Origin of the sequence: Flavobacterium agrisoli, assembly GCF_016522065.1 — a bacterium.
Lineage (GTDB): Bacteria > Bacteroidota > Bacteroidia > Flavobacteriales > Flavobacteriaceae > Flavobacterium > Flavobacterium agrisoli.
On record NZ_JAEHFV010000002.1, the window covers coordinates 583,896 to 604,023 of the forward strand.

Below are 20,128 nucleotides of genomic sequence, written 5' to 3' on the forward strand. Positions count from 1 at the left end.
TTTATTTTAGCATTAATTATTCGGCGTAAACGTCTAAACTGGCAAATACTGATTTTCCGTTTTCGGATTTTACATGAATTTTTTCATTGTCTTTTACCAAACGAATTCCTTCAATTAAAACACGGTCTGAAGTAGTAAGTCCTTTTTTGATAGCAAATAAATGAGGCAATTCGGCAGCCACTTCTATTTCGCGTTGGTGCACGACGTTGTTTTTATCTACTACAAAAACAAATCGTTTTCCTAATACTTCAAATGACGATTTTTGAGGAATAAGCAAGGCGTTTTTTAACGGAATAGTCATTACTACAGAGCCTGTTTCGCCATGACGTAAAATTCCTTTTGGATTTGAAAAAGTCGCTCTAAAAGCAATGTTTCCGGTTTCGTTATTAAATTCTCCTTCGATGGTTTCAACCGTTCCTTTTTGATCAAATTTTTGGTTGTTGGCCATTAATAACGCTACTTCTTGTTTTTTTCCTTGTGGCGCAGTCATGGCATAGTTTAGATATTCCGCTTCGGGAACATTAAAATACACCCACATTTTGCTGTTATCAGATAGGGTAGTAAGTAATTCGCCTTCTTCAACCATACTTCCTTCTCTTACGTGTAAATGGTCCATAATACCATCAAAAGGTGCTTTTACAGTAGTAAAGCCAAGATGCGTTTGCGCTAACATGATTTCGGCTTTTGCTTTGTCTAATTTGGCTTTAGAAAGTGCCAATTCATTAGCCGAAACCACTTTGTTGTTGGCCAAAAGCTTGGTGTTATCGTATTCAATAGAAGCAGAATTTCCTTCGGCTTTTGCTTTTTGCAATTCCGCTTGGTAAATGTTTGGCATAATTTGAAACATGGTTTGCCCTTGTCGCACTTTTTGCCCTTCGTCAACATTTATTTTTTGAAGGTATCCTTTTTCTAAAGCTCTCAGTTCGATATGGCGTACCGAATGGATTTGCGACACGTATTCTTTAGTTATTGTCGTGTCTTTTTCAATAGGATTCATGACCAAAAAGGTACGTTCTTCTTCTTTTTCTTCTTTATGAGATTGGCATCCAATAGTGCATAAGGCGGCCATAACGCCAATAAAAAATGCGGTTTTTTTCATGATGATTTTTAAACTTTTTAAACAATAAAAACGGGGAGTTTGCAGCAAGAAATAGCAACAAATCCAAACTAGATTCCATCAAATTCGCAAAAACGAAAATGGAATTCAGGGTGTAGTAATTACACAGCGGTGTTTAAAAAGTAAATCAAATTCGAAAAACTTCGAAAATTAGGTAGCGTGAATTGCCTAAAGGTAAATAGCTTTGCGTTGGGCAAAAGGCTACGGGTTTTTTTAGGCTTTTAAAAAAAGTTTGTGTAATGTGTGTTTTGAAAACCGAAGGGCAAAAGCTTATTTTGTCGATGGCTTTTTTAGAAGTTAGGTTTTCGGTATCTTCTTCTTCGTTATCCGAATTTAGGATTTCTTTTTTAACATAGGTTTCAAAAACCGCATCTGATATCGAAGTATGATTGTCAAATAAATGAGCAATATTAGTATGACTGCGCTTGATGATGGCATTGTGCACTCTATACGAAGTGGCATACATTGCCGAATTAACTAAAGGTAATGTATGGGCAAACAAAGTGCCGTTGCTAAAAGTTAGCAAAACGGATAGAAAGAAAAAGTGTTTAATTGCTCGCTTCATTTAGTCCACAAAACTAATGGTGAGATTTTATTTTAACAAATATGGAGTCTTAAATGTTTGTTAACTAAGTTCGAATTATGAATTGCTTTTTTTGAAACTAATTTTTTGTTTAAAATGTAAAAATGAGCTAAAAAAACGTCGAGAATTCAAACAACTTATTGATAATTAGCTTTAGTTTTGTAATCGATTGCAATTAATAAAGAGGAAAAAATGGAATTTCAGGCGGTATTTAACGAATTTTGGGAAGCGGTTTTAAAAAGTGTTAAAAATAGAACCTTCGCTAAATTGACTTTGGCTAAGACCATTGGCGATACCGAATTGAAAAATATCTATGTTCGCCCCGTTTTATTAGAGAACAATGAAATGAAAATGTCGGTAATTGCACGCTACAAAACCGAAGAAGTAGAAAGTTTTCATTCGCTCGAAGAAACTTTTTTTGTTTTGGCTCCCTACATGAACAATCCTTTTTTAACCGCATTATTATTCACCACCGAACACGACCTTACCTTTAAACTCAATAAAAAACGAGTGGGAAGTATTGTTGAACAAGCACCTACTTTCAAAAATGCTTCGGATGTGATTTTAGAAATGAAAGAAAAAGGCCTTTAAATGAAGTTTACAGGGGGCAGTTTTTAGTGTCAGACTCTGATTCCTCAAAAACTGACCACTGATACCTTTTTTGATTACAAGTACTTAAAACGGATTACTTAAAAAACTACCCTCTGCTTACTTACTTTTCCCCTTCCCATTCTGCATAAAATTGTGCTAAGAAAAGTTCCATAAAGCGGTGTCTTTCTTCGGCAATTTTTTTACCAGTTTGGGTATTCATTTTGTCTTTTAAAAGCAGTAATTTTTCATAGAAATGATTAATCGTAGGTGCTGTAGATTTTTTGTACTCTTCCTTGCTCATGTTAAGAATTGGAGCAATTTCAGGATTGTATAAGGCTCTATTTTTAAACCCGCCATAATTAAAGGCGCGAGCTACACCAATGGCGCCAATGGCATCCAAACGATCGGCGTCTTGCACTACGTCCAATTCGATAGAATGGAAGTTTTTTTCAAAATTTCCGCCTTTAAATGAGATGTTTTCAATAATCTTTGCCACGTGCTGAATTACGGATTCGTCAACCTCGTTAGCTGTTAAAAATTCGCGTGCTGTTTTAGGGCCAATACTTTCGTCTCCGTTGTGAAATTTGCTATCGGCAATATCGTGCAGCAAAGCACCTAACTGCACTATGGTACGATCGCAATTTTCGTTTTTGGCAATCAACAAAGCGTTTTTGTAAACCCGTTCTATGTGAAACCAATCGTGTCCGCCTTCGGCATTTTCCAATTGTTGTTTTACAAAAAGAATGGTTTTATTAATGAGTTCTGAAGTATTCATGTCTATTTTGTTTTAATATAAGATAACAAAAAAGCTGATTTTTAAAGTCGAAACCTCAAAAATCAGCCTTATAAATTAGGGGTAAAATCAATTGTAAATTCTTAATCTGAAATCTACAATTTAGCTGGTTCCACCCATTTAAAAATATGAGATTCGGCCGGAATAACAATTCGCTCTGAAATACGCGCCATACGCGCTGGTAATTTCATTAAATAGTCGCGGGCTTTCTCGGCTTCATCGGTCAGGTTGGTTACCTTGTCAATTTCCCATTTTTCGATTAATTTTTGTAAAATATCTACGTAATCGTTAGAGGTATAAACACCAATTCGTTGTGCCGAATCTGAAAATTGTTCGAATGCGCTGCTTATTTTTTGACCCGATTCACGTAAAAAGTGCGCAGGCATCACGATTTTTTGCTTCATCATGTATTGAAAAGCCAACATCATTTCGCTTGGGTCAACTTGAAAAATACGCGTAACAAATTCGCTATAGGCATGGTGATGGCGCATTTCGTCGCCAGCAATCATTTTACACATTTTAGAGAGTTTTTTATCGCCGAATTTCTTAGCAATTTGCGATACTCTATTGTGGGAAACATAAGTGGCTAATTCTTGAAAACTGGTGTAAACAAAGTTTTTATAAGGGTCGGTTCCGGTGCCAATATCAAAACCATCATTAATTAAATGTTGGGTTGTCATTTCAATCTCCCGCATGTTCACGCGACCTGACAAGTATAAATATTTGTTTAATAAATCGCCGTGACGGTTTTCTTCCCCCGTCCATTGTTTTACCCATTTGGCCCACCCGTTTCCGCCGTTTGCAGGGTCTTCGGTTTGGTTGATTCCTTCTACATCCATCAACCACGATTCGTAAGTTGGTAGGGCTTCTTCGGTAATGGTATCGCCTACTAAAGTAACCCAAAAGTCGTATGGCAATTCTTTGGCAATTTCACGTAATTCTTTTACGTCCTCAAAAAAGTTTTCACTTTGAGAATCGGGTAAAAAATCAGACGGTTGCCAAATTTTTTCGACAGGGATTAAAAATTGTTCTACGAAGCTATCCACGTTTTTTTCTAAAAACTGCATTACTTCTAATCGAATGTTTTTTATAGACATTGTATATAATTTAAATTTTAATGGCGCTTACTACTGCTTTTTCGGTCTCTTTCATGAGGGTGTCAAAATCATACTCTTTTACAGAAAGCGCTTTATGAACGGTAAAGGTAAGATGATTTCCTAAACCAACAGGAAAAAAACCATATTTTACCATTTTCCAGGAATTGTTTATGCTGATGGGCACCACATAAGCAGAAGGAGCATATTTGCAAAGAATTTTTAAGCCACTTTGTGCAAATTCCTTTGGTTTTCCTGTTTTGCTTCGGGTACCTTCGGGGAAAATTACCGCCGATCGGTTGTTTTTTTCAATATATTCAGACAATTTTTTGATAGTTGGAATTGCCTGTTTAGGGTCTTTCCGGTCAATTAGCACGGAGCCACCATGACGCAAATTGTAAGAAACACTCGGGATTCCTTTTCCTAACTCTTTCTTACTTACAAATTTACAATGAAAACGGCGTAAGTACCAAATAATCGTGACAATATCATACATGCTTTGGTGATTGGCTACAAAAATAATCGGAACACCTTTCGGAATGCTTTCGATATTACTAAATCTATAAGTTGTACCCACCAAATGGGTGCATTTTAACAAACAAAAGTTAAGATAATCAACGCTTTTTTTGTGTGCTTGATAGCCAAATACATTTAAGCAAAACCATTGAATGGGATGAAAAATAACCAAACAAAGTCCGAAAAAGACATAATATATAACCGATATGGGGTACGAAATGAGTTTTTGCATGTCTAAAAAAATGAAAAGCAAAAGTAATAAATATATTTTTAGACTAATTTAAAAAACAAACAATTACAGGTTCGGGCTTAAATTGTAACTTTGCCTGCTGAAAATAAGGTTTTCGGAGATTTAAAATGGATTGTACTTACCCCAAAAAAGAACATTTAAAAAGCAAAACGGCAATCGGATTATTGTTTACCGAAGGAAAATCGGTTTCCAAATTCCCATTGCGTTTGGTGTACCATACCCAATCTTCTTCGGAAAAACCAGAGATAAAAGTGGGTGTTTCAGTTTCCAAAAGGTATTTTAAAAAAGCTGTTGATCGCAATTATTTTAAAAGAGTTTTGCGCGAAACCTATCGATTAAACAAACATCTAATTCACGATAATTGTGCACAGTCACTTTCGATCATGTTATTTTATCAAACCAAAGACCGATTGACTTTTGAGGAAATCAATACTAAAACCATTCAATTATTCGAAAAATTCCGTTTACAAATCGAAAATGATACGGTTAAATAATTTAGCATTTTTATTTTTTCGATTGGAGTTGAATAAGAATTCTTAAAAAAATTGTAGTTTTATCTTTAAAATTGTCATTTTTAGATTTTTAAAAGAAAAACCAAACCCCATGTTAATTACCTTTTCCAAAAAAGTTGTTATTCCGGTTGTTGCTTCGGCATTTTTATTTGTAGGCACGAGTTTCAAAGATGACTTTTTTGAGATTGCCAAGCAAATCGAAATTTTCACTACTTTATTTAAAGCCGTTAACACCAATTATGTAGACGAAACTAATCCGGCCGATTTAATGGATAAAGCCATTAAAAGTATGTTGGCTAGTTTAGATCCGTATACGGTGTATTTTAATGAGCAAGATGTAGTACAATTTAAAATAAACAACACCGGCGAATATACCGGAATTGGTGCTTTGATGACCCGAAAAAAAGACCGCTTGTTGGTACGCGAACCGTATAAAGATTATCCAGCGGATAAGGCGGGTTTACAAGCGGGCGACGAAATTATTCAAATTGGCGATGTGATGGTGGCCGATTTTAAAGACGATGCTGCGCAATTGCTTAAAGGAACCAAAAACACCAAAATTCCGATTAAATATTTACGACAAGGCAAAAGCAACAGCACGACTTTGGTTTTGGACGAAGTTGACATCAAATCGGTTTCGTATTTTGGCATGATTGATGCCAAAACGGGTTACATCGTATTGTCCCATTTTAATCGAAAAGCGGGTAACGAAACCAAAGAAGCCTTAGAACAATTAAAAACCCAAGGAGCTACACAAATTGTATTGGATTTGCGCGGAAACCCCGGCGGTTTGTTACACGAAGCAGTTACCATTTGCAATTTGTTTGTGCCAAAAAACGAAGTAATTGTAACCACCAAATCCCGCATCGAAAAAAACAATGTAACCTACAAAACCACTCAAGAGCCTGTAGATACGCAAATTCCATTAGCAATACTTGTCAACGGTCGAAGTGCATCGGCATCAGAAATTGTTTCGGGCGCTTTGCAAGATTTGGATCGTGCTGTGGTTTTAGGAAGTCGCAGTTTCGGAAAAGGATTGGTGCAACGTTCGGTTGATTTAACTTATGGAACACAACTAAAAGTAACTATTTCTCGCTATTACACGCCTTCAGGAAGATGTATTCAGGCATTGGATTATGCGCATAAAGATAAAAATGGACTTGCTATTAAAACCGATGCCAAAAATTATAACGCATTTAAAACAAGAAAAGGGCGTCCGGTTTTTGATGGAGGAGGAGTGTTGCCCGATGTTGAGTTAGAAGAATCCAAAATGAGTCCGATTACCGTTGCCTTGCTTAAAAACGACGGAATTTTTGATTATGCTACCTCATATTATTACAAAAACCCGAATATGGGAGCCAAAATTCCGAACTTGTCGGATGCCGATTATGCTGATTTTAAATCGTATTTAAAAACCAATAAAATAGCTTTTGATACCGAAACCGAAACCGCTTTAAAAAATACCTTAGAAGCGGCGAAAAAAGATAAAATAGATACCGCTATTCAAGCGGAATACCAACAATTGTTAACGGCTATTGAAAAAAGCGAATCTCTTTTATTGGATAAAAACAAAAAGGAAATTAGCAATTTAATTCAAGAAGAATTAATCAAGCGATACCAATATCAGGAAGGATTGTACGCCTTTTATGCGCATAACAATTCAGAAATAAAAAAAGCGGTAGCCTTACTAAACGATCAAACGCAATATAAGTCGATTTTAAAAATGTAGTATGGTAAAAAAACTACTTTTTTTTCTTTTGTTTGCAGGAAATTTATCGGCTCAAGAAAAACCGATAACAACGGTTTATTTTGATTTTGATCAATATTCCTTAAACAGCAAGCAAATTACAAAAATTGAAGGTTTTTTATCTAAAATTGATACGGCTAAAGTCGAATCAATTCAAATTTATGGCTATTGCGACGATCGAGGAAACGACCAATACAATTACAAATTATCCAATCGGCGGGTTTCAACAGTGCAAGAAATTTTGTTGGTTAATGGCTTTAATAAAAACAAAATTATCATTTTGGAAGGAAAAGGCCGAGTGATTGTTCGCACCGACACCGTTGATGATTTGCACGAAACACGTTCCAAAAACCGAAGAGTCGATTTAATTGTGGTCAAAAAAAACAGTTACGGTCACGGGGTGCACAACTCGTTTATGGATAATTTAAAAGTAGGCGATAATGTTACGTTAGCCAGCATTCAGTTTGAAATGGGCAGCAGTCACCTGACTTCCGAATCGAAAAAAGTTCTCGACAAAGTGGCTTCAATTTTAAATAAAAAGAAAAATATTTATTTTGAAATTCAAGGGCACGTTTGTTGTACACCAACCAAATACGACGACGGAATTGATAAGGATACGAAAGAACGAAAATTATCATGGAATCGAGCCAAAACGGTTTACCTATACTTGATTTCTAAAAAAATATACCGAAACAGAATGACTTATAAAGGATATGGTAATCAAAAGCCTCTGGGCGAAGGAGAAGCTAAAGATCGAAGAGTCGAATTTCAAATTACACGAATTTAAAGATTTTCAAAAAAATGATCACAAAAAATAATTGGAGTACGTTTGTAGCTGCCGCTTTTTTAATGGGGTGTTTTCAACAGAGTATTGCTCAGAAAAAATCGCAGAACACTGTTGTACTCAGCACCAAGCCTTTCTCTGACGGTGTAAATCATTGGTACCATATTAAAGACAAACACAATATTGTCAATCCTATCGAAAACCAACCGCAATATGCGGAAAGCGAGTACGAAAAAATAGCCGATAACATTTTGCTTTTTCAAAAAGAAAATGGGGGATGGCCCAAAAATTATGACATGCGCGCTATTTTAACCAAAAGTCAAAAACAGGAGGTATTGGCAGCCAAATCGGCAACAAATACTACATTTGATAATGCCACCACTTATACGCATATTGCCTATTTGGCGCAAGTTTATACCCTTTCTAAAGCCAAAAAATACAAAGAAGGATTTGATAAAGGAATTGAATTTATAATGCAGGCGCAATATCCTAATGGGGGTTGGCCGCAATATTATCCGTTAGAAAGCAATTACAGCCGCCATATCACTTTTAACGATGGTGCTTATATGGGTATTATGCAGTTGTTGCAACAAATTGTGCGTGGCGATGCCGATTATACTTTTATTGATGCCAATTTAAAAGCGAAAGTGCAAACGTCTTATCAAAAAGGAATTGAATGTATTTTGAACATGCAGATAAAAGACAACAACAAACTAACTGTTTGGTGTCAGCAGCACGATGAGGTGACTTTAGCACCAGCTTGGGCCCGAAAATTTGAACCGCCAAGTATTTGTAATGCCGAAAGTGTACCTGTGGTTTTGTTTTTGATGGAACAAGAAAATCCCGATCAAAAAATGATTCAATGCATTCAATCGGCCGTGCGTTGGTTTGAAGATTCTAAAATTTACAACACCCGGGTAGAACGTTTTGAAATTGCGCCTACGGAGTCTGCCTACAAAAAAATCACCCATGATGTTCGTGTGGTGACCGATTCGACTGCTGCGCCCATTTGGACACGTTATTACGAATTGGGCACACATCGTCCTTTATTTTGTAACCGCGATAGCAAGTTTGTCTACTCCTTAGCCGAAGTAGAATTAGAGCGCCGCGAAGGCTATGCTTGGTACACCAATCAACCTCAAAAAGTATTAAAAGCGTATCCAAAATGGCAACAAAAATGGGCACCTAACGAAGATGTTTTGAAGTAGGAAGATAGTTTACAAAGTCATTTTACAAATACAACATCGGCAATAAAAACGACGCTAACACTAATAGAATAACCGATAAAATTCCGCCGATAATTAAAAAATGCTTGAATTTATAGATGCCCATTCCGTAAATAATGGCATTGGTTTGATAACCCATTGGCGTATAAAAACTAAAATTGGCACCAAACATCACGGCGTAAATAAGGGGTTTTGGATTGAGTTGTAATTTAGCCGCAACCGCAATTACAATTGGCGTAATGATAATGGCCGTGGCATTGTTTGAAACAAATCCGCTCAAGAGCATCGTAAAAGCAAAAATGATGGAAATAGTAACCGATGTCGGCACCGATTTTAAGACGGCATACAAATGCCCGGCTAAGTAAACATCGGTACCTGTGTTGTGCATGGCAATTCCGAGGGGAATCATTCCCGCTAATAAAAAAATCACCTGCCAATTGATACCCGAGTAGGCATCTTTAAGTTGCAAACTACCCGAAAACAAACACAAGCCCACGCCAATTAAACTACTTTTTAAAATAGAAAATGTATTGGTTGCCGATAAAACAATTACAACTAAAATGGCCAAAAAAGAGATCGCTTTTTTGTAGGTAGGAATATAAGGATTGGTGATAATAGTATTGGCAAAAAGCAAATTGTTGTTGTTGGCAATCTTTTTAATCTCGGTCAAATTTCCGGTTAAAAGCACACGATTACCAGGAATAATGAATTTTTTAGAAAAAAACTTCTTGAAATAATTTCCGTTTTTGGGTCTGTTTTTATCGCTACTAATACCTTTTACATACACATTTTCGGGCAAGGTATTATTGAATTCTTCAATAGACATGTTGATGAATCTCGAATTGGGCAAAATAATGACTTCGTGGTATTCGTTGGTAAAATGTTCTTCGACAACTTCTTGGTCGACACCCAATATATTAAGTCCCAAAGTTTCGGTTTTGGCAGTTAAATCTTCTATGGTCAAATCGAGCCAAAGAATGTCATTTTCTTGTAATATTTCCGATTTCAAATCGGTTTTCAAATGCCTTTTTCCACGCTGAATTTTGACCAATCGAATGTCATTTTCGTCCCAAATCTCCGTTTCATGTGGTTTTTTTCCAATCAGTTTAGATTCGGCTTTTATTTTTACCGCCGTGATATACCCATATTTCAAATGCAAATTAGCATCGGATTCTTTAGAACTTCGCGGCAAAAATCGTTTGGAAAGCCAATACACAATCGGTACCGAAATGAGTAAAAACAAAATTCCGGCAGTCGAAAATTCAAAAAAACCAAATCGTCCCAAGCCGCTTTTTCGCGAAATATCCGACACAATCAGGTTGGTGCTCGTTCCCATAAGCGTACAACTTCCGCCTAAAATACCCGAAAACGAAATGGGTAATAATACCTGAGCGCGATCTATTTTGCCCAATTTGTCGAGTTCGTTCACCAATTTGATAAAAATAATCACCACAGCGGTTGTGGCAATAAACGAAGAAAAAAAGCCAACCGTTATCATTAGTAACGGAAGAAAAATCCATATTGGCAGTTTTATAATGGGAATTATTTTTTGTGCCGCCCACGAAACGACACCGTTTTTTTCGAGACAAATAGCAATAATCATCAAGCATAAAATGGTCAAAACGGCATTGTCTGAAAACCCAGAAACGGCCTCTTCGGGAGTTACAATTCCGAACAAAAGCAAACTTAGTAGGATAAAAAAGGAAGTTTTATCCACCGTAAATTTTTCGCTTACAAATAAAGCAAAAGCAACAATTAAAATTCCGATTACGGTGGCTATGGCAACTGTCATGATTTCAAGGGTTAAAAGATTAAAAGTATCGTTTAATCAGTTCTTTAAAGTTATACAATTTTGGGCAGTTGTTATAATCTTAAAGGATATGAAAAACTTGTTTTATAATTTGATGCGTTTAATTTTGTAAAAAAAAACATATTTTTTAGTCTTTTCCACGCAACCATTAAACTAAAAAACACTCTTGTTATTAAAAACCATCATAATATGAAAACCAAAATCTTTTTTATAGCGTTGTTAAGTGCAATGTGCTTGTCCTGTGATTCCGATGAAATGAAGTACGAATCTCAATTTGAAAAAAGCTTTCAAGAATGGCAAAAATTTAAAACGAGTGCTGATAATTCGTATGCATACACAGTAACACAAGGAAGTTGGGTTGGGATTACATCCGAAACTACACTTGTAATTTCAGGAGGGAAAATAGTGCAAAGGGAATTTATTTTGAGACAAATCAACTATGATACTAATGGAGCGCTAGAAATTATAGAGGAATGGACAGAAGACGAAGCCAATTTAGGCTCGCATAAACGAGGAGCGGATTTGCTCACTTTAGATGAGGTTTACCATAAAGCACAAACCGATTGGTTGTTGAAAAGAGAAGGTGCTGACACCTATTTTCAAACAAAAAACAACGGACTTATTTCGTCTTGCGGGTATTCGTATCAAAAATGTGCCGATGATTGTTTTGTAGGCATCAACATTACAAATATTACTTCTTTGTGATAGTAAAAAAAATAAATGAAATGTATTTGGGGTATTAATTTACCCTTTTTTTATGGCTAACATTTTGTAAATTTGAATTGAGATGGGGTTCGGTCATTTTGAAAAAATGATGCGACTCAAATTAATAATTTAAAGATAAGAAATGGATACAGAGCCAATTTTTACTACCCTGTTTGAAAATCCGTTAAACAATATTACCCTTTTAGGCGGATTCGTATTTATGATTATGGGCTACATTATGTATGTATTTCCGCCTAAAAAAATCAATTCTTTATACGGATACAGGACTAAAAGATCCATGGAAAATCAGGAAAAATGGGACTTCGCCCAAATCTATTCGTCAAAAGAAATGATGAAATGGGGTTTTGTACTCGCCTGTGGTTTTTTATTGAGTTTCATTACCCATTTTGATAACACGATTAATATGAATATAGGTTTAGGGCTTATGTTTGTAACGGTTTTTATTCTTTTTTGGAGAGTAGAAAAAGCTATTAAAAACCAATTTGAAGCGAGTTAAAATCGATTCTTCGGTAATGGCATCTTATTGATTTTGTTTAGAGTTCATTATCTAAAATGAGTGTTAATCAAAATAAGAAACTTCGCTAAGTTTTCATTAATTCGAAATGAAATCCATCCCATTTAAGCATTACCAAATACTAATATTTTCAGCTCTTCTTCATATTTGTAACCGTTTGTAATTGGATACTGTTTTTTGTATATTTGAGAGATTACTGACTTTTCAAATAGATGGCCGATTAGTACAACATTTTGTAACTAGTTAAACCCTCCACAAGTATTGGAATTTAATAAAATCTACTATTGAAGGGAATATTCTCGATTTAAGTCAGCAATCACCAATTGGAATAATATAAAAAACAGCAAAAAAGAATTCAGAATATTTCGAACCTAAAATTGCCATGATACTTTATCATACAAAAGCAAAATACGATTTGTTTAGGTTGAAGGATAACTTATAAAACGACTATGCAAAAAGAAATAAATAAAGTAGAGTTACGCAACTTGGCTTTTGAAGACTATAAACAACTCAAAAATTCCATGATTAAGTCGTATCCAGAAATGGCCGATTCGTATTGGAAACCCGACGAAATTGAGAAATTATTAGCTATTTTTCCCGAAGGACAATTGGTGATTTTAGTGGATGATGTAGTGGTGGGTTCGGCTTTGTCGTTGATTGTAGACGAAAAACGCATCGATAAAAAACATACCTATTTGGAGATTTTAGGTAATTATACCTTTTCTACTCACAATCCAGAGGGTGATGTTTTATACGGAATAGATGTGTTTATTCATCCCGATTATCGTGGTTTGCGCTTGGGTCGCCGTTTGTATGATGCGCGAAAAGAGTTGTGCGAACAATTGAATTTAAAATCGATTGTGTTTGCCGGACGCATTCCGAATTACGGACAATATGCTAAAAAATGGTCGCCCAAAAAATACATCGAAAAAGTAAAACACAAAGAACTGCACGATCCGGTTTTATCGTTTCAATTGAGCAATGATTTTCATGTATTGCGCGTTATTAAAAATTACCTCGAAGGCGATGAAGATTCTAAAGAATTTGCCGTTTTGTTGGAGTGGAATAATATTTATTATGACGAAAGCCCCAAATTAATCAACCTTGATAAAAGCGTAATTCGATTGGGATTGATTCAATGGCAAATGCGTTCTTTAAGCAATATTGAAGCGTTATTTGAGCAGTCTGAGTTTTTTATTGATGTGGTTTCGGGTTATAACAGCGATTTTGCCTTGTTTCCCGAATTATTTATTGCACCTTTAATGGCCGATTATAATCATTTAACAGAGGCAGAAGCCATTCGTGAATTGGCTCGATATACCGATTCTATTCGAAAAAAATTCCAAGAATTTGCTATTTCATACAACATTAATATCATTACCGGAAGCATGCCGCTTTTAGAAAATGGTAATTTATATAACGTAGGCTTTTTGTGCAAACGCGACGGAACTTCGGAAATGTACACCAAAATACACGTTACCCCCAACGAAGTACACCATTGGGGAATGAAAGGAGGTTCGGAAATTAAAACCTTTGATACCGACTGCGGAAAAATTGGAATTATGATTTGTTATGATGTAGAATTTCCAGAATTGTCTCGTATCATGGCTAACGAAGGAATGAATATTTTGTTTGTACCTTTTTTAACCGACACTCAAAATGCCTATACCCGTGTTAAACATTGCTCGCAAGCCCGTGCCATCGAAAACGAATGTTATGTGGCTATTGCCGGATGTGTGGGTAATTTACCAAAAGTTAACAACATGGATATTCAGTACGCACAAGCGGCTGTGTTTACTCCTTCGGATTTTGCTTTTCCGAGTAACGGAATCAAAGCCGAAGCCACTCCTAATACCGAAATGACGTTAATTGTAGATGTTAATTTGGATTTGCTGAAAGAATTGCACGAACACGGAAGCGTACGTATTTTAAAAGACAGAAGAACCGATTTGTACGATATCAAAAAGATTGAAAAATGAAAGCTTGCTTAGAATGTGGCGAAAAAATAGTTGGTCGCGAAGATAAAAAGTTTTGTTCGGATTGTTGTCGGAATGCTTACAACAATAAAATGAACAAAGACAGCACTAATTTTATGCGTAATATTAATAATAAACTGCGTAAAAATTACCGCATTTTGTCTGAGTTGAACGCCGATGGTAAAGGAAAAACAAGTCGTGACAAACTCTTGAGCAAAGGTTTTGATTTTGATTTTTTTACCAACATTTTGCGAACTAAAACGGGCAATACGTATTATTTTTTATACGATCAAGGCTATCGGTTGTTAGAAAATGATTATTACATGCTTGTTAAAAAAGAAATTTAGCCTCGAATAGTACTATGAAAAATAATTTTTCTTCCTCCATCGCTATAGCTTTTATTTTAGGTGTTTTAGGTTTATTCTATCTAACCATTATGCCTCGTTGGGATTCTAAAAGTCACGAAGCACTTGCTGAGTTTTCAACCGATCGCGCTATGGAGCATATTCAAAATATTGCCCAAAAACCGCATTACGTAGGCTCTTCTAATCACGATGTGGTGGCCAAATACATTCAATCCGAATTAACCGAATTGGGTTTAGAAACCCATATTCAAGAAGGATATACCATGAGCGATTGGGGCAATTTGGTAAAGTCTAAAAACATTATGGCCCGAATTAAAGGAACGCAAAATTCTAAAGCGTTGGTTTTATTATCGCATTATGATAGCGCACCTCATTCGATGTCAAAAGGGGCGAGCGATGATGCTTCGGGAGTGGCCACTATTTTAGAAGGTGTTCGAGCTTTTATTTACGACAAACAACCGCATAAAAACGATATTATTATTTTATTTACCGATGCCGAAGAATTAGGTTTAAACGGAGCGGCACTTTTTGTAACCGAGCATCAATGGGCAAAAGAAGTGGGGTTAGTTATTAATTTTGAGGCACGAGGTTCGGCTGGACCGAGTTATATGTTGATGGAAACCACTAAGGGAAATGAAGCGATGGTGGCTAGTTTTCAGGCTGCCGGGGTTAAATATCCCGTTTCGAATTCGTTGATGTATAGTGTATACAAAATGTTGCCCAATGATACCGACTTAACGGTTTTTAGAGAACAAGGTAATATTCAAGGATTTAATTTTGCTTTTATTGACGGGCATTACAATTACCACACCCAACAAGATGATATCCAACACATCGATCCAAATTCGGTTACACACCAAGGAACGTATTTAATGCCGTTACTGCGTTATTTTGCCAATACCAATTTAACGAAATTACAAACCAATCAGGATGAGGTGTATTTTTCAATTCCATTTGCATTTATCCATTATCCATTTGCATGGGTTTTGCCCATGACTTTAATAGCTGCGGGACTTTTGTTATTGGTTTTACTGTTGGGTTTTGCCAAGCGCATTTTTGTAATGAAAGAAATTCTAAAAGGCTTTATTCCTTTTTTAGGATCGACGATTATGGTAGGTTTGGTTACCATGATGGCCTGGAAACTTTTAACTTTTCTCTATCCGCAATACAACGATTTTTTAAACGGATTTACATATAATGGTCATGCTTATATGGCGGCTTTTGTAATGTTAAGTTTGGCTATTTGTTTTGCCTTTTACCATTATTTTTCGGATGTAAAATGGACAATGAACCATTATGTAGCGCCTTTGTTGGTTTGGATTGTCCTCAATGCCATTTTGGCAAATGTATTGCCAGGAGCCGGATTTTTGATTATTCCCGTTTATTTCGGATTAATTTTGTTGGCGTTTTTTGCTCTTTTTCAGGGTAATTCGCTATTTCTTAATTTAATATTTAGCTTACCCGCATTATTGATTATTGTGCCTTTTATTCAAATGTTTCCAATTGGATTGGGGTTAAAAATCATGTTTGGAAGTGCAATTTTAACGGCTTTAACCTTTGGTTTAATATTGCCTATTTTTGGGAGTTTCGAAAAAAAGGGCGCTTGGACTATGGGCTTTTTTATAGTAGCAATTGGCTGTTTTGTTTTGGCACACCTTCAATCGGGTTATGAGGCCGGAAAAGCCAAATCAAATAGTTTATTGTATGTGTACAATGCCGATACCGGAATTGCCAAATGGGCTACTTATGATGTTAATTTAGACGAATGGACTCAAAAATATTTAGGGCAAAATCCAGAAAAGGCAACCGATTTAAACCTTTTTCCTTTCTTTAGTAAATACAATACACGTTTTACGTATGCTCGTGATGCCGAAAAGAAGACACTTTTGGCGCCGTCCATATTCTTTCTGAAAGACACCATTCGAGGCAATCGCCGTTATTTGAAAATTAAAATTGTCCCAAACCGCAAGGTAAATCGATATGATATTTTTGCCAATCCGAAAATGACATTCCATCATTTTAAAGCAAATGGGGTTTCCTCTTTAAATCAAAAAGGAATAGTTTTAGAGCGAAAAGGAAAAAAAATAGTGAGTTATTATGTCGCAAACAACGAACCATTGGAAATGGAATTTGATATTGAAAAAAACACCATTTTTGATATGGATTTAGTCGAAAGTTCTTTCGATTTGCTTTCGAATCCGTTGTTTTCAATCGAAAAAAGAGCCGATTGGATGATGCCAACGCCTTTTGTGTTGAATGATGCGGTAGTCATTAAGCAAAAAATAAAAACACGGCCTGTTGAAAATGATCCTACTCGCGTTTATATCCTAAACACTGTTCCTGTTGATAGTACCGCAACCGACAGTATTTTGATTCCGCCAATAAACACACCATGAAAAAACAAATTAGTATTTTAGGATGTGGTTGGCTAGGATTACCACTAGGTAAAATGTTACTTGAAAAAAAATATCAGGTAAATGGAAGTACCACCTCATCTGAGAAATTAGAAATTTTAGAAAAAGAAGGAATAAAATCTTTTTTAATTCAGTTAGAAGAAGGTAAAAAACCCAAAGGAATGACTGCTTTTTTAAAAGGAAGTCAAGCCCTCATTATAGCCATTCCACCTCGATTGCGAGCCGAAAAAGCTGAAAGTTTTACCAATAAAATCAAAGGAATAATTCCTCAGATAGAAAAATCAAAAATAGAAAACGTCCTTTTTATCAGTTCTACTTCGGTTTACGGAAAATCGATAGAAGGATTGATTACCGAAAAAAGTCCGCTGGAACCCGATACCGAAAGTGGCAAACAAATGCTTGAAGTAGAAGCATTACTTCAAAAAAACAACCATTTTGCAACTACGGTTTTGCGATTTGGTGGTTTAATAGGGCCCGATCGAAATCCGGTAACTATTTTGGCTACAAAGCAAAATACCGATGCTGATGCACCAATAAATCTAATTCATTTAGACGATTGTTTGGGAATTATTGATGAGGTTATAACCCAGCAATGTTGGGGCGAAACTTTTAACGCAGTAGCGCCAAATCATCCTACTCGTAAATCGTTTTATACGCAGCAAGCGAAGGAATTAAAAGTCAAAGTTCCGAAGTTTCTCAAGAAAAAATCAATGGCTTATAAAACCATTTCGAGTACTCGTTTGGAACATATCTTAGATTATGAATTTAAGTTTAAAATGTAAAAAAATCGTCCCAACATTGTGGGACGATTTTGATTATTACCAAATTTTAACTCTTTTTTCTGGAGCTACGTACATTTTGTCTCCTGGCTTGATATCAAATGCTTGGTAAAAAGCATCCATATTTTGAATCGGAATCACAGCACGAAACATACCCGGTGAGTGCGGATCTGTTTTTACTTGATTTTTTAAAGCTTCATCACGACTTTTGGTTCTCCAAACGGTCGCCCAAGAAATAAAGAAACGTTGCTCTGGAGTGAAACCATCAATTAAACCAGGGTTTCCATGTTGTTTCAAATACATTTGCAATCCATCGTAAGCGGCATTTACACCACCTAAATCGCCAATGTTTTCTCCTAAAGTAAATTTCCCATCAACATGAATGCCCGGAAGCGGTTCTAGAGCACTGTATTGATCGGCTAAAGCGCTACCTAGTTCAGTAAATTGTTTCAAATCATCGGCTGTCCACCAATCAACTAAATTACCATCGGCGTTGTATCGTGCTCCCGAATCGTCGAATCCGTGAGAGATTTCGTGTCCAATTACAGCACCAATTCCACCATAATTTACAGCTTCATCGGCTTGATAATTGTAAAACGGCGGTTGCAAAATAGCAGCAGGAAATACAATTTCGTTATAAGCCGGATTGAAATAAGCATTTACGGTTTGTGGCGACATGCCCCATTTGGTTTTGTCTACCGGTTTGGTTAAGTCTTCTAAATCATTTTGAAAATGCCATTGCGCCAAATTCTTGCTGTTTTCAAAGTACGAACCGCCTTCTTTAACACTTTTAATTTCCAATTTGCTGTAGTCTTCCCATTTGTCGGGATAGGCAATTTTAACGGTTAATTTTTCCAGTTTTTCAATCGCTTTGGCTTTGGTTTCAGGCGACATCCAGGTTAAATTGTTAATGCGGACTTTGTAAGCAGCCATTACATTTTTAATCATGTCCTGAGCTTTTGCTTTTGCAGCAGCTGGGAAATATTTTTCTACATATAATTTACCTAAAGCTTCGCCAATAGTACGGTTTACCGTTTGTAGGGCTCTTTCGTCGCTAGGGCGTTTTTTCTCTGCACCGGTTAAAGTAGTGCCATAAAATGCAAAATTCGCGTCTTCTATTGCGGTAGTTAACTGCGATGAAGATCGGTTCAAAAGTTGCCATTTTAAATATTCTTTCCAAGCCGAAACGTTATTCTCTTTTAAAATAACATCCAAAGCTTCCATATAACGAGGTTGCGAAACAATAACCGTGTCAATTTTAGCCATTCCGATGTTAGCGAGGTACGACTTTAAATCTAAAGAAGGAATCATTTTGTTTAAATCGTTTACCGCTGTTGGGTTGTATTGCTTTCTGCGGTCTCTACGTTCTACACGATTTAATCGAGGTGCCGACATTGCGGTTTCCAAAGCTAAAATTGCAGCAGCATTTGTTTTGGCTTCAGCTGGTTTTTCGCCTAAAAAAGCCAACATGCGCTCCACATGTGCTTGGTATTTTTCTCTTTTCTCTTTCGAATCTTTATCGTCAGAATTGTAATAATCTTTGTCTGGTAAGCCTAATCCTCCCGGACCAATAGAAACTACATTTCGGTTACTGTTTTTACTATCAGCGCCAACATAAATACCTATGAATCCGGCACCGCCTTTTGGTTCCATTTCGACCAAGTATTTTTGCAAATCCTGAACGTTTTTAATGGCATTTATTTTTTTTAAATACGGCTGTAAAGGAGCAATTCCGTTTTTGTTTCTACCAACTGTATCCAAAATGGTATTGTACAAATTGATGGCTTTTCCTTGATCGGTATTCGATTTGTATTGGTTGCTTTTAGAGGCTTCGTTAAGCAGTGACAAAGCATTTTTATCGGTTTTTAAACGCAGTTCGTTAAAGCCGCCCCAGCTGGTTTGGTCACTTGGAATAATGGTTTGTTGCAACCACGTTCCGTTTACAAATTCAAAAAAATTGTCTTGTGGTCGAACCGATTTGTTCATGTACGATAGGTTAATACCTGGTTCTGAGGCAGCGCTGTTTTGTGCGTGTGCAAATCCAAAAGTGAGGAATGCAGGAATCGCATAAAACAACTGTTTTGTTGTTTGTTTTTTCATTTTTATATAACGTTTAGTAAGCTTCACAAACTTATTATTATATTTTGATAAAAAACGTTATTAATTCAATAAATACAAAAATTTTTAAATTGAATGTTAAGCGTAGAATATTTTATGGATTTCAAATTCGGAATTTTAATCTTATAAAATTTTCATATTCTAAGTGTAGTTACTTATTTTTTACGTATTTATACTTAGTTTGTTCGCTATTTTTTTATAGATTTACACCTT

At 36.0% G+C, this 20,128-nt stretch carries 18 protein-coding genes; 11 read left to right on the forward strand and 7 right to left on the reverse strand.

The window, feature by feature from the left end; all coding sequences use genetic code 11:
* Window positions 1-16: 16 nt before the first annotated feature.
* Entirely contained in the window at window positions 17-1,099 is a 1,083-nt protein-coding gene (locus I5M07_RS07545) for an efflux RND transporter periplasmic adaptor subunit (protein WP_200105608.1), read from the reverse strand.
* 145 nt (window positions 1,100-1,244) lie between these two features.
* Window positions 1,245-1,682, reverse strand: coding sequence for a hypothetical protein (locus I5M07_RS07550; RefSeq protein WP_200105609.1), 438 nt, complete (start codon window positions 1,680-1,682; stop codon window positions 1,245-1,247).
* A 210-nt stretch (window positions 1,683-1,892) separates the two neighbouring features.
* Here I5M07_RS07550 and I5M07_RS07555 point away from each other — a divergent pair, with 210 nt between their 5' ends.
* Entirely contained in the window at window positions 1,893-2,291 is a 399-nt protein-coding gene (locus tag I5M07_RS07555; RefSeq protein WP_200105610.1) for a hypothetical protein, read from the forward strand.
* Between the two features lie 121 nt (window positions 2,292-2,412).
* Here I5M07_RS07555 and I5M07_RS07560 read toward each other — a convergent pair whose 3' ends face one another.
* The 3 genes from I5M07_RS07560 to I5M07_RS07570 form a co-directional block, all read right to left on the reverse strand.
* Window positions 2,413-3,066 carry an HD domain-containing protein gene (locus I5M07_RS07560; RefSeq protein WP_200105611.1) on the reverse strand — a complete coding sequence of 218 codons (654 nt, stop codon included), beginning with the start codon at window positions 3,064-3,066 and terminating at the stop codon, window positions 2,413-2,415.
* A gap of 113 nt (window positions 3,067-3,179) precedes the next feature.
* Window positions 3,180-4,181 carry an acyl-ACP desaturase gene (locus I5M07_RS07565; RefSeq protein ID WP_200105612.1) on the reverse strand — a complete coding sequence of 334 codons (1,002 nt, stop codon included), beginning with the start codon at window positions 4,179-4,181 and terminating at the stop codon, window positions 3,180-3,182.
* A gap of 10 nt (window positions 4,182-4,191) precedes the next feature.
* Window positions 4,192-4,926, reverse strand: a complete 735-nt coding sequence (locus I5M07_RS07570) for a lysophospholipid acyltransferase family protein (RefSeq protein ID WP_200105613.1) — start codon at window positions 4,924-4,926, stop codon at window positions 4,192-4,194.
* Window positions 4,927-5,051: 125 nt separating this feature from the next.
* Here I5M07_RS07570 and rnpA point away from each other — a divergent pair, with 125 nt between their 5' ends.
* The 4 genes from rnpA to pelA all read left to right on the forward strand — a co-directional run bounded on the left by rnpA (window position 5,052) and on the right by pelA (window position 9,195).
* On the forward strand, window positions 5,052-5,438 hold the full coding sequence (gene rnpA / locus I5M07_RS07575; protein ID WP_200105614.1) for a ribonuclease P protein component: 387 nt from the start codon (window positions 5,052-5,054) through the stop codon (window positions 5,436-5,438).
* A gap of 109 nt (window positions 5,439-5,547) precedes the next feature.
* Window positions 5,548-7,185 (forward strand): S41 family peptidase, encoded by a 1,638-nt coding sequence (locus tag I5M07_RS07580; protein ID WP_200105615.1) that lies wholly within the window; start codon window positions 5,548-5,550, stop codon window positions 7,183-7,185.
* Between the two features lies 1 nt (window position 7,186).
* Window positions 7,187-7,990: an OmpA family protein gene (locus I5M07_RS07585; protein WP_200105616.1), complete on the forward strand. Its 804-nt coding sequence runs from the start codon at window positions 7,187-7,189 to the stop codon at window positions 7,988-7,990.
* A 14-nt stretch (window positions 7,991-8,004) separates the two neighbouring features.
* The gene (gene pelA / locus I5M07_RS07590; RefSeq protein WP_233621981.1) at window positions 8,005-9,195 is read left to right on the forward strand and encodes a pectate lyase; all 1,191 of its coding nucleotides are present in this window, start codon (window positions 8,005-8,007) and stop codon (window positions 9,193-9,195) included.
* A 22-nt stretch (window positions 9,196-9,217) separates the two neighbouring features.
* Here pelA and I5M07_RS07595 read toward each other — a convergent pair whose 3' ends face one another.
* The gene (locus I5M07_RS07595) at window positions 9,218-11,005 is read right to left on the reverse strand and encodes an SLC13 family permease (protein WP_200105617.1); all 1,788 of its coding nucleotides are present in this window, start codon (window positions 11,003-11,005) and stop codon (window positions 9,218-9,220) included.
* Between the two features lie 207 nt (window positions 11,006-11,212).
* Between I5M07_RS07595 and I5M07_RS07600 the strand changes: the two genes are divergently transcribed.
* From I5M07_RS07600 to I5M07_RS07625, 6 genes are all read left to right on the forward strand, one after another.
* Window positions 11,213-11,728: a hypothetical protein gene (locus tag I5M07_RS07600; RefSeq protein ID WP_200105618.1), complete on the forward strand. Its 516-nt coding sequence runs from the start codon at window positions 11,213-11,215 to the stop codon at window positions 11,726-11,728.
* Window positions 11,729-11,870: 142 nt separating this feature from the next.
* Window positions 11,871-12,245, forward strand: coding sequence for an SdpI family protein (locus I5M07_RS07605; protein WP_200105619.1), 375 nt, complete (start codon window positions 11,871-11,873; stop codon window positions 12,243-12,245).
* A gap of 467 nt (window positions 12,246-12,712) precedes the next feature.
* Window positions 12,713-14,242 carry a bifunctional GNAT family N-acetyltransferase/carbon-nitrogen hydrolase family protein gene (locus I5M07_RS07610; RefSeq protein WP_200105620.1) on the forward strand — a complete coding sequence of 510 codons (1,530 nt, stop codon included), beginning with the start codon at window positions 12,713-12,715 and terminating at the stop codon, window positions 14,240-14,242.
* Window positions 14,239-14,586 carry a hypothetical protein gene (locus I5M07_RS07615; protein ID WP_200105621.1) on the forward strand — a complete coding sequence of 116 codons (348 nt, stop codon included), beginning with the start codon at window positions 14,239-14,241 and terminating at the stop codon, window positions 14,584-14,586. The genes I5M07_RS07610 and I5M07_RS07615 overlap by 4 nt, the downstream gene beginning before the upstream one ends.
* Window positions 14,587-14,600: 14 nt before the next feature.
* Window positions 14,601-17,000 (forward strand): M28 family peptidase, encoded by a 2,400-nt coding sequence (locus I5M07_RS07620; protein ID WP_200105622.1) that lies wholly within the window; start codon window positions 14,601-14,603, stop codon window positions 16,998-17,000.
* The gene (locus tag I5M07_RS07625; RefSeq protein ID WP_200105623.1) at window positions 16,997-17,800 is read left to right on the forward strand and encodes an SDR family oxidoreductase; all 804 of its coding nucleotides are present in this window, start codon (window positions 16,997-16,999) and stop codon (window positions 17,798-17,800) included. Before I5M07_RS07620 ends, I5M07_RS07625 begins: the two co-directional genes overlap by 4 nt.
* Before the next feature lie 36 nt (window positions 17,801-17,836).
* Here the strand turns inward: I5M07_RS07625 and I5M07_RS07630 are convergent, their stop codons facing one another.
* Entirely contained in the window at window positions 17,837-19,897 is a 2,061-nt protein-coding gene (locus I5M07_RS07630) for a M13 family metallopeptidase (RefSeq protein WP_200105624.1), read from the reverse strand.
* Window positions 19,898-20,128: the final 231 nt, after the last annotated feature.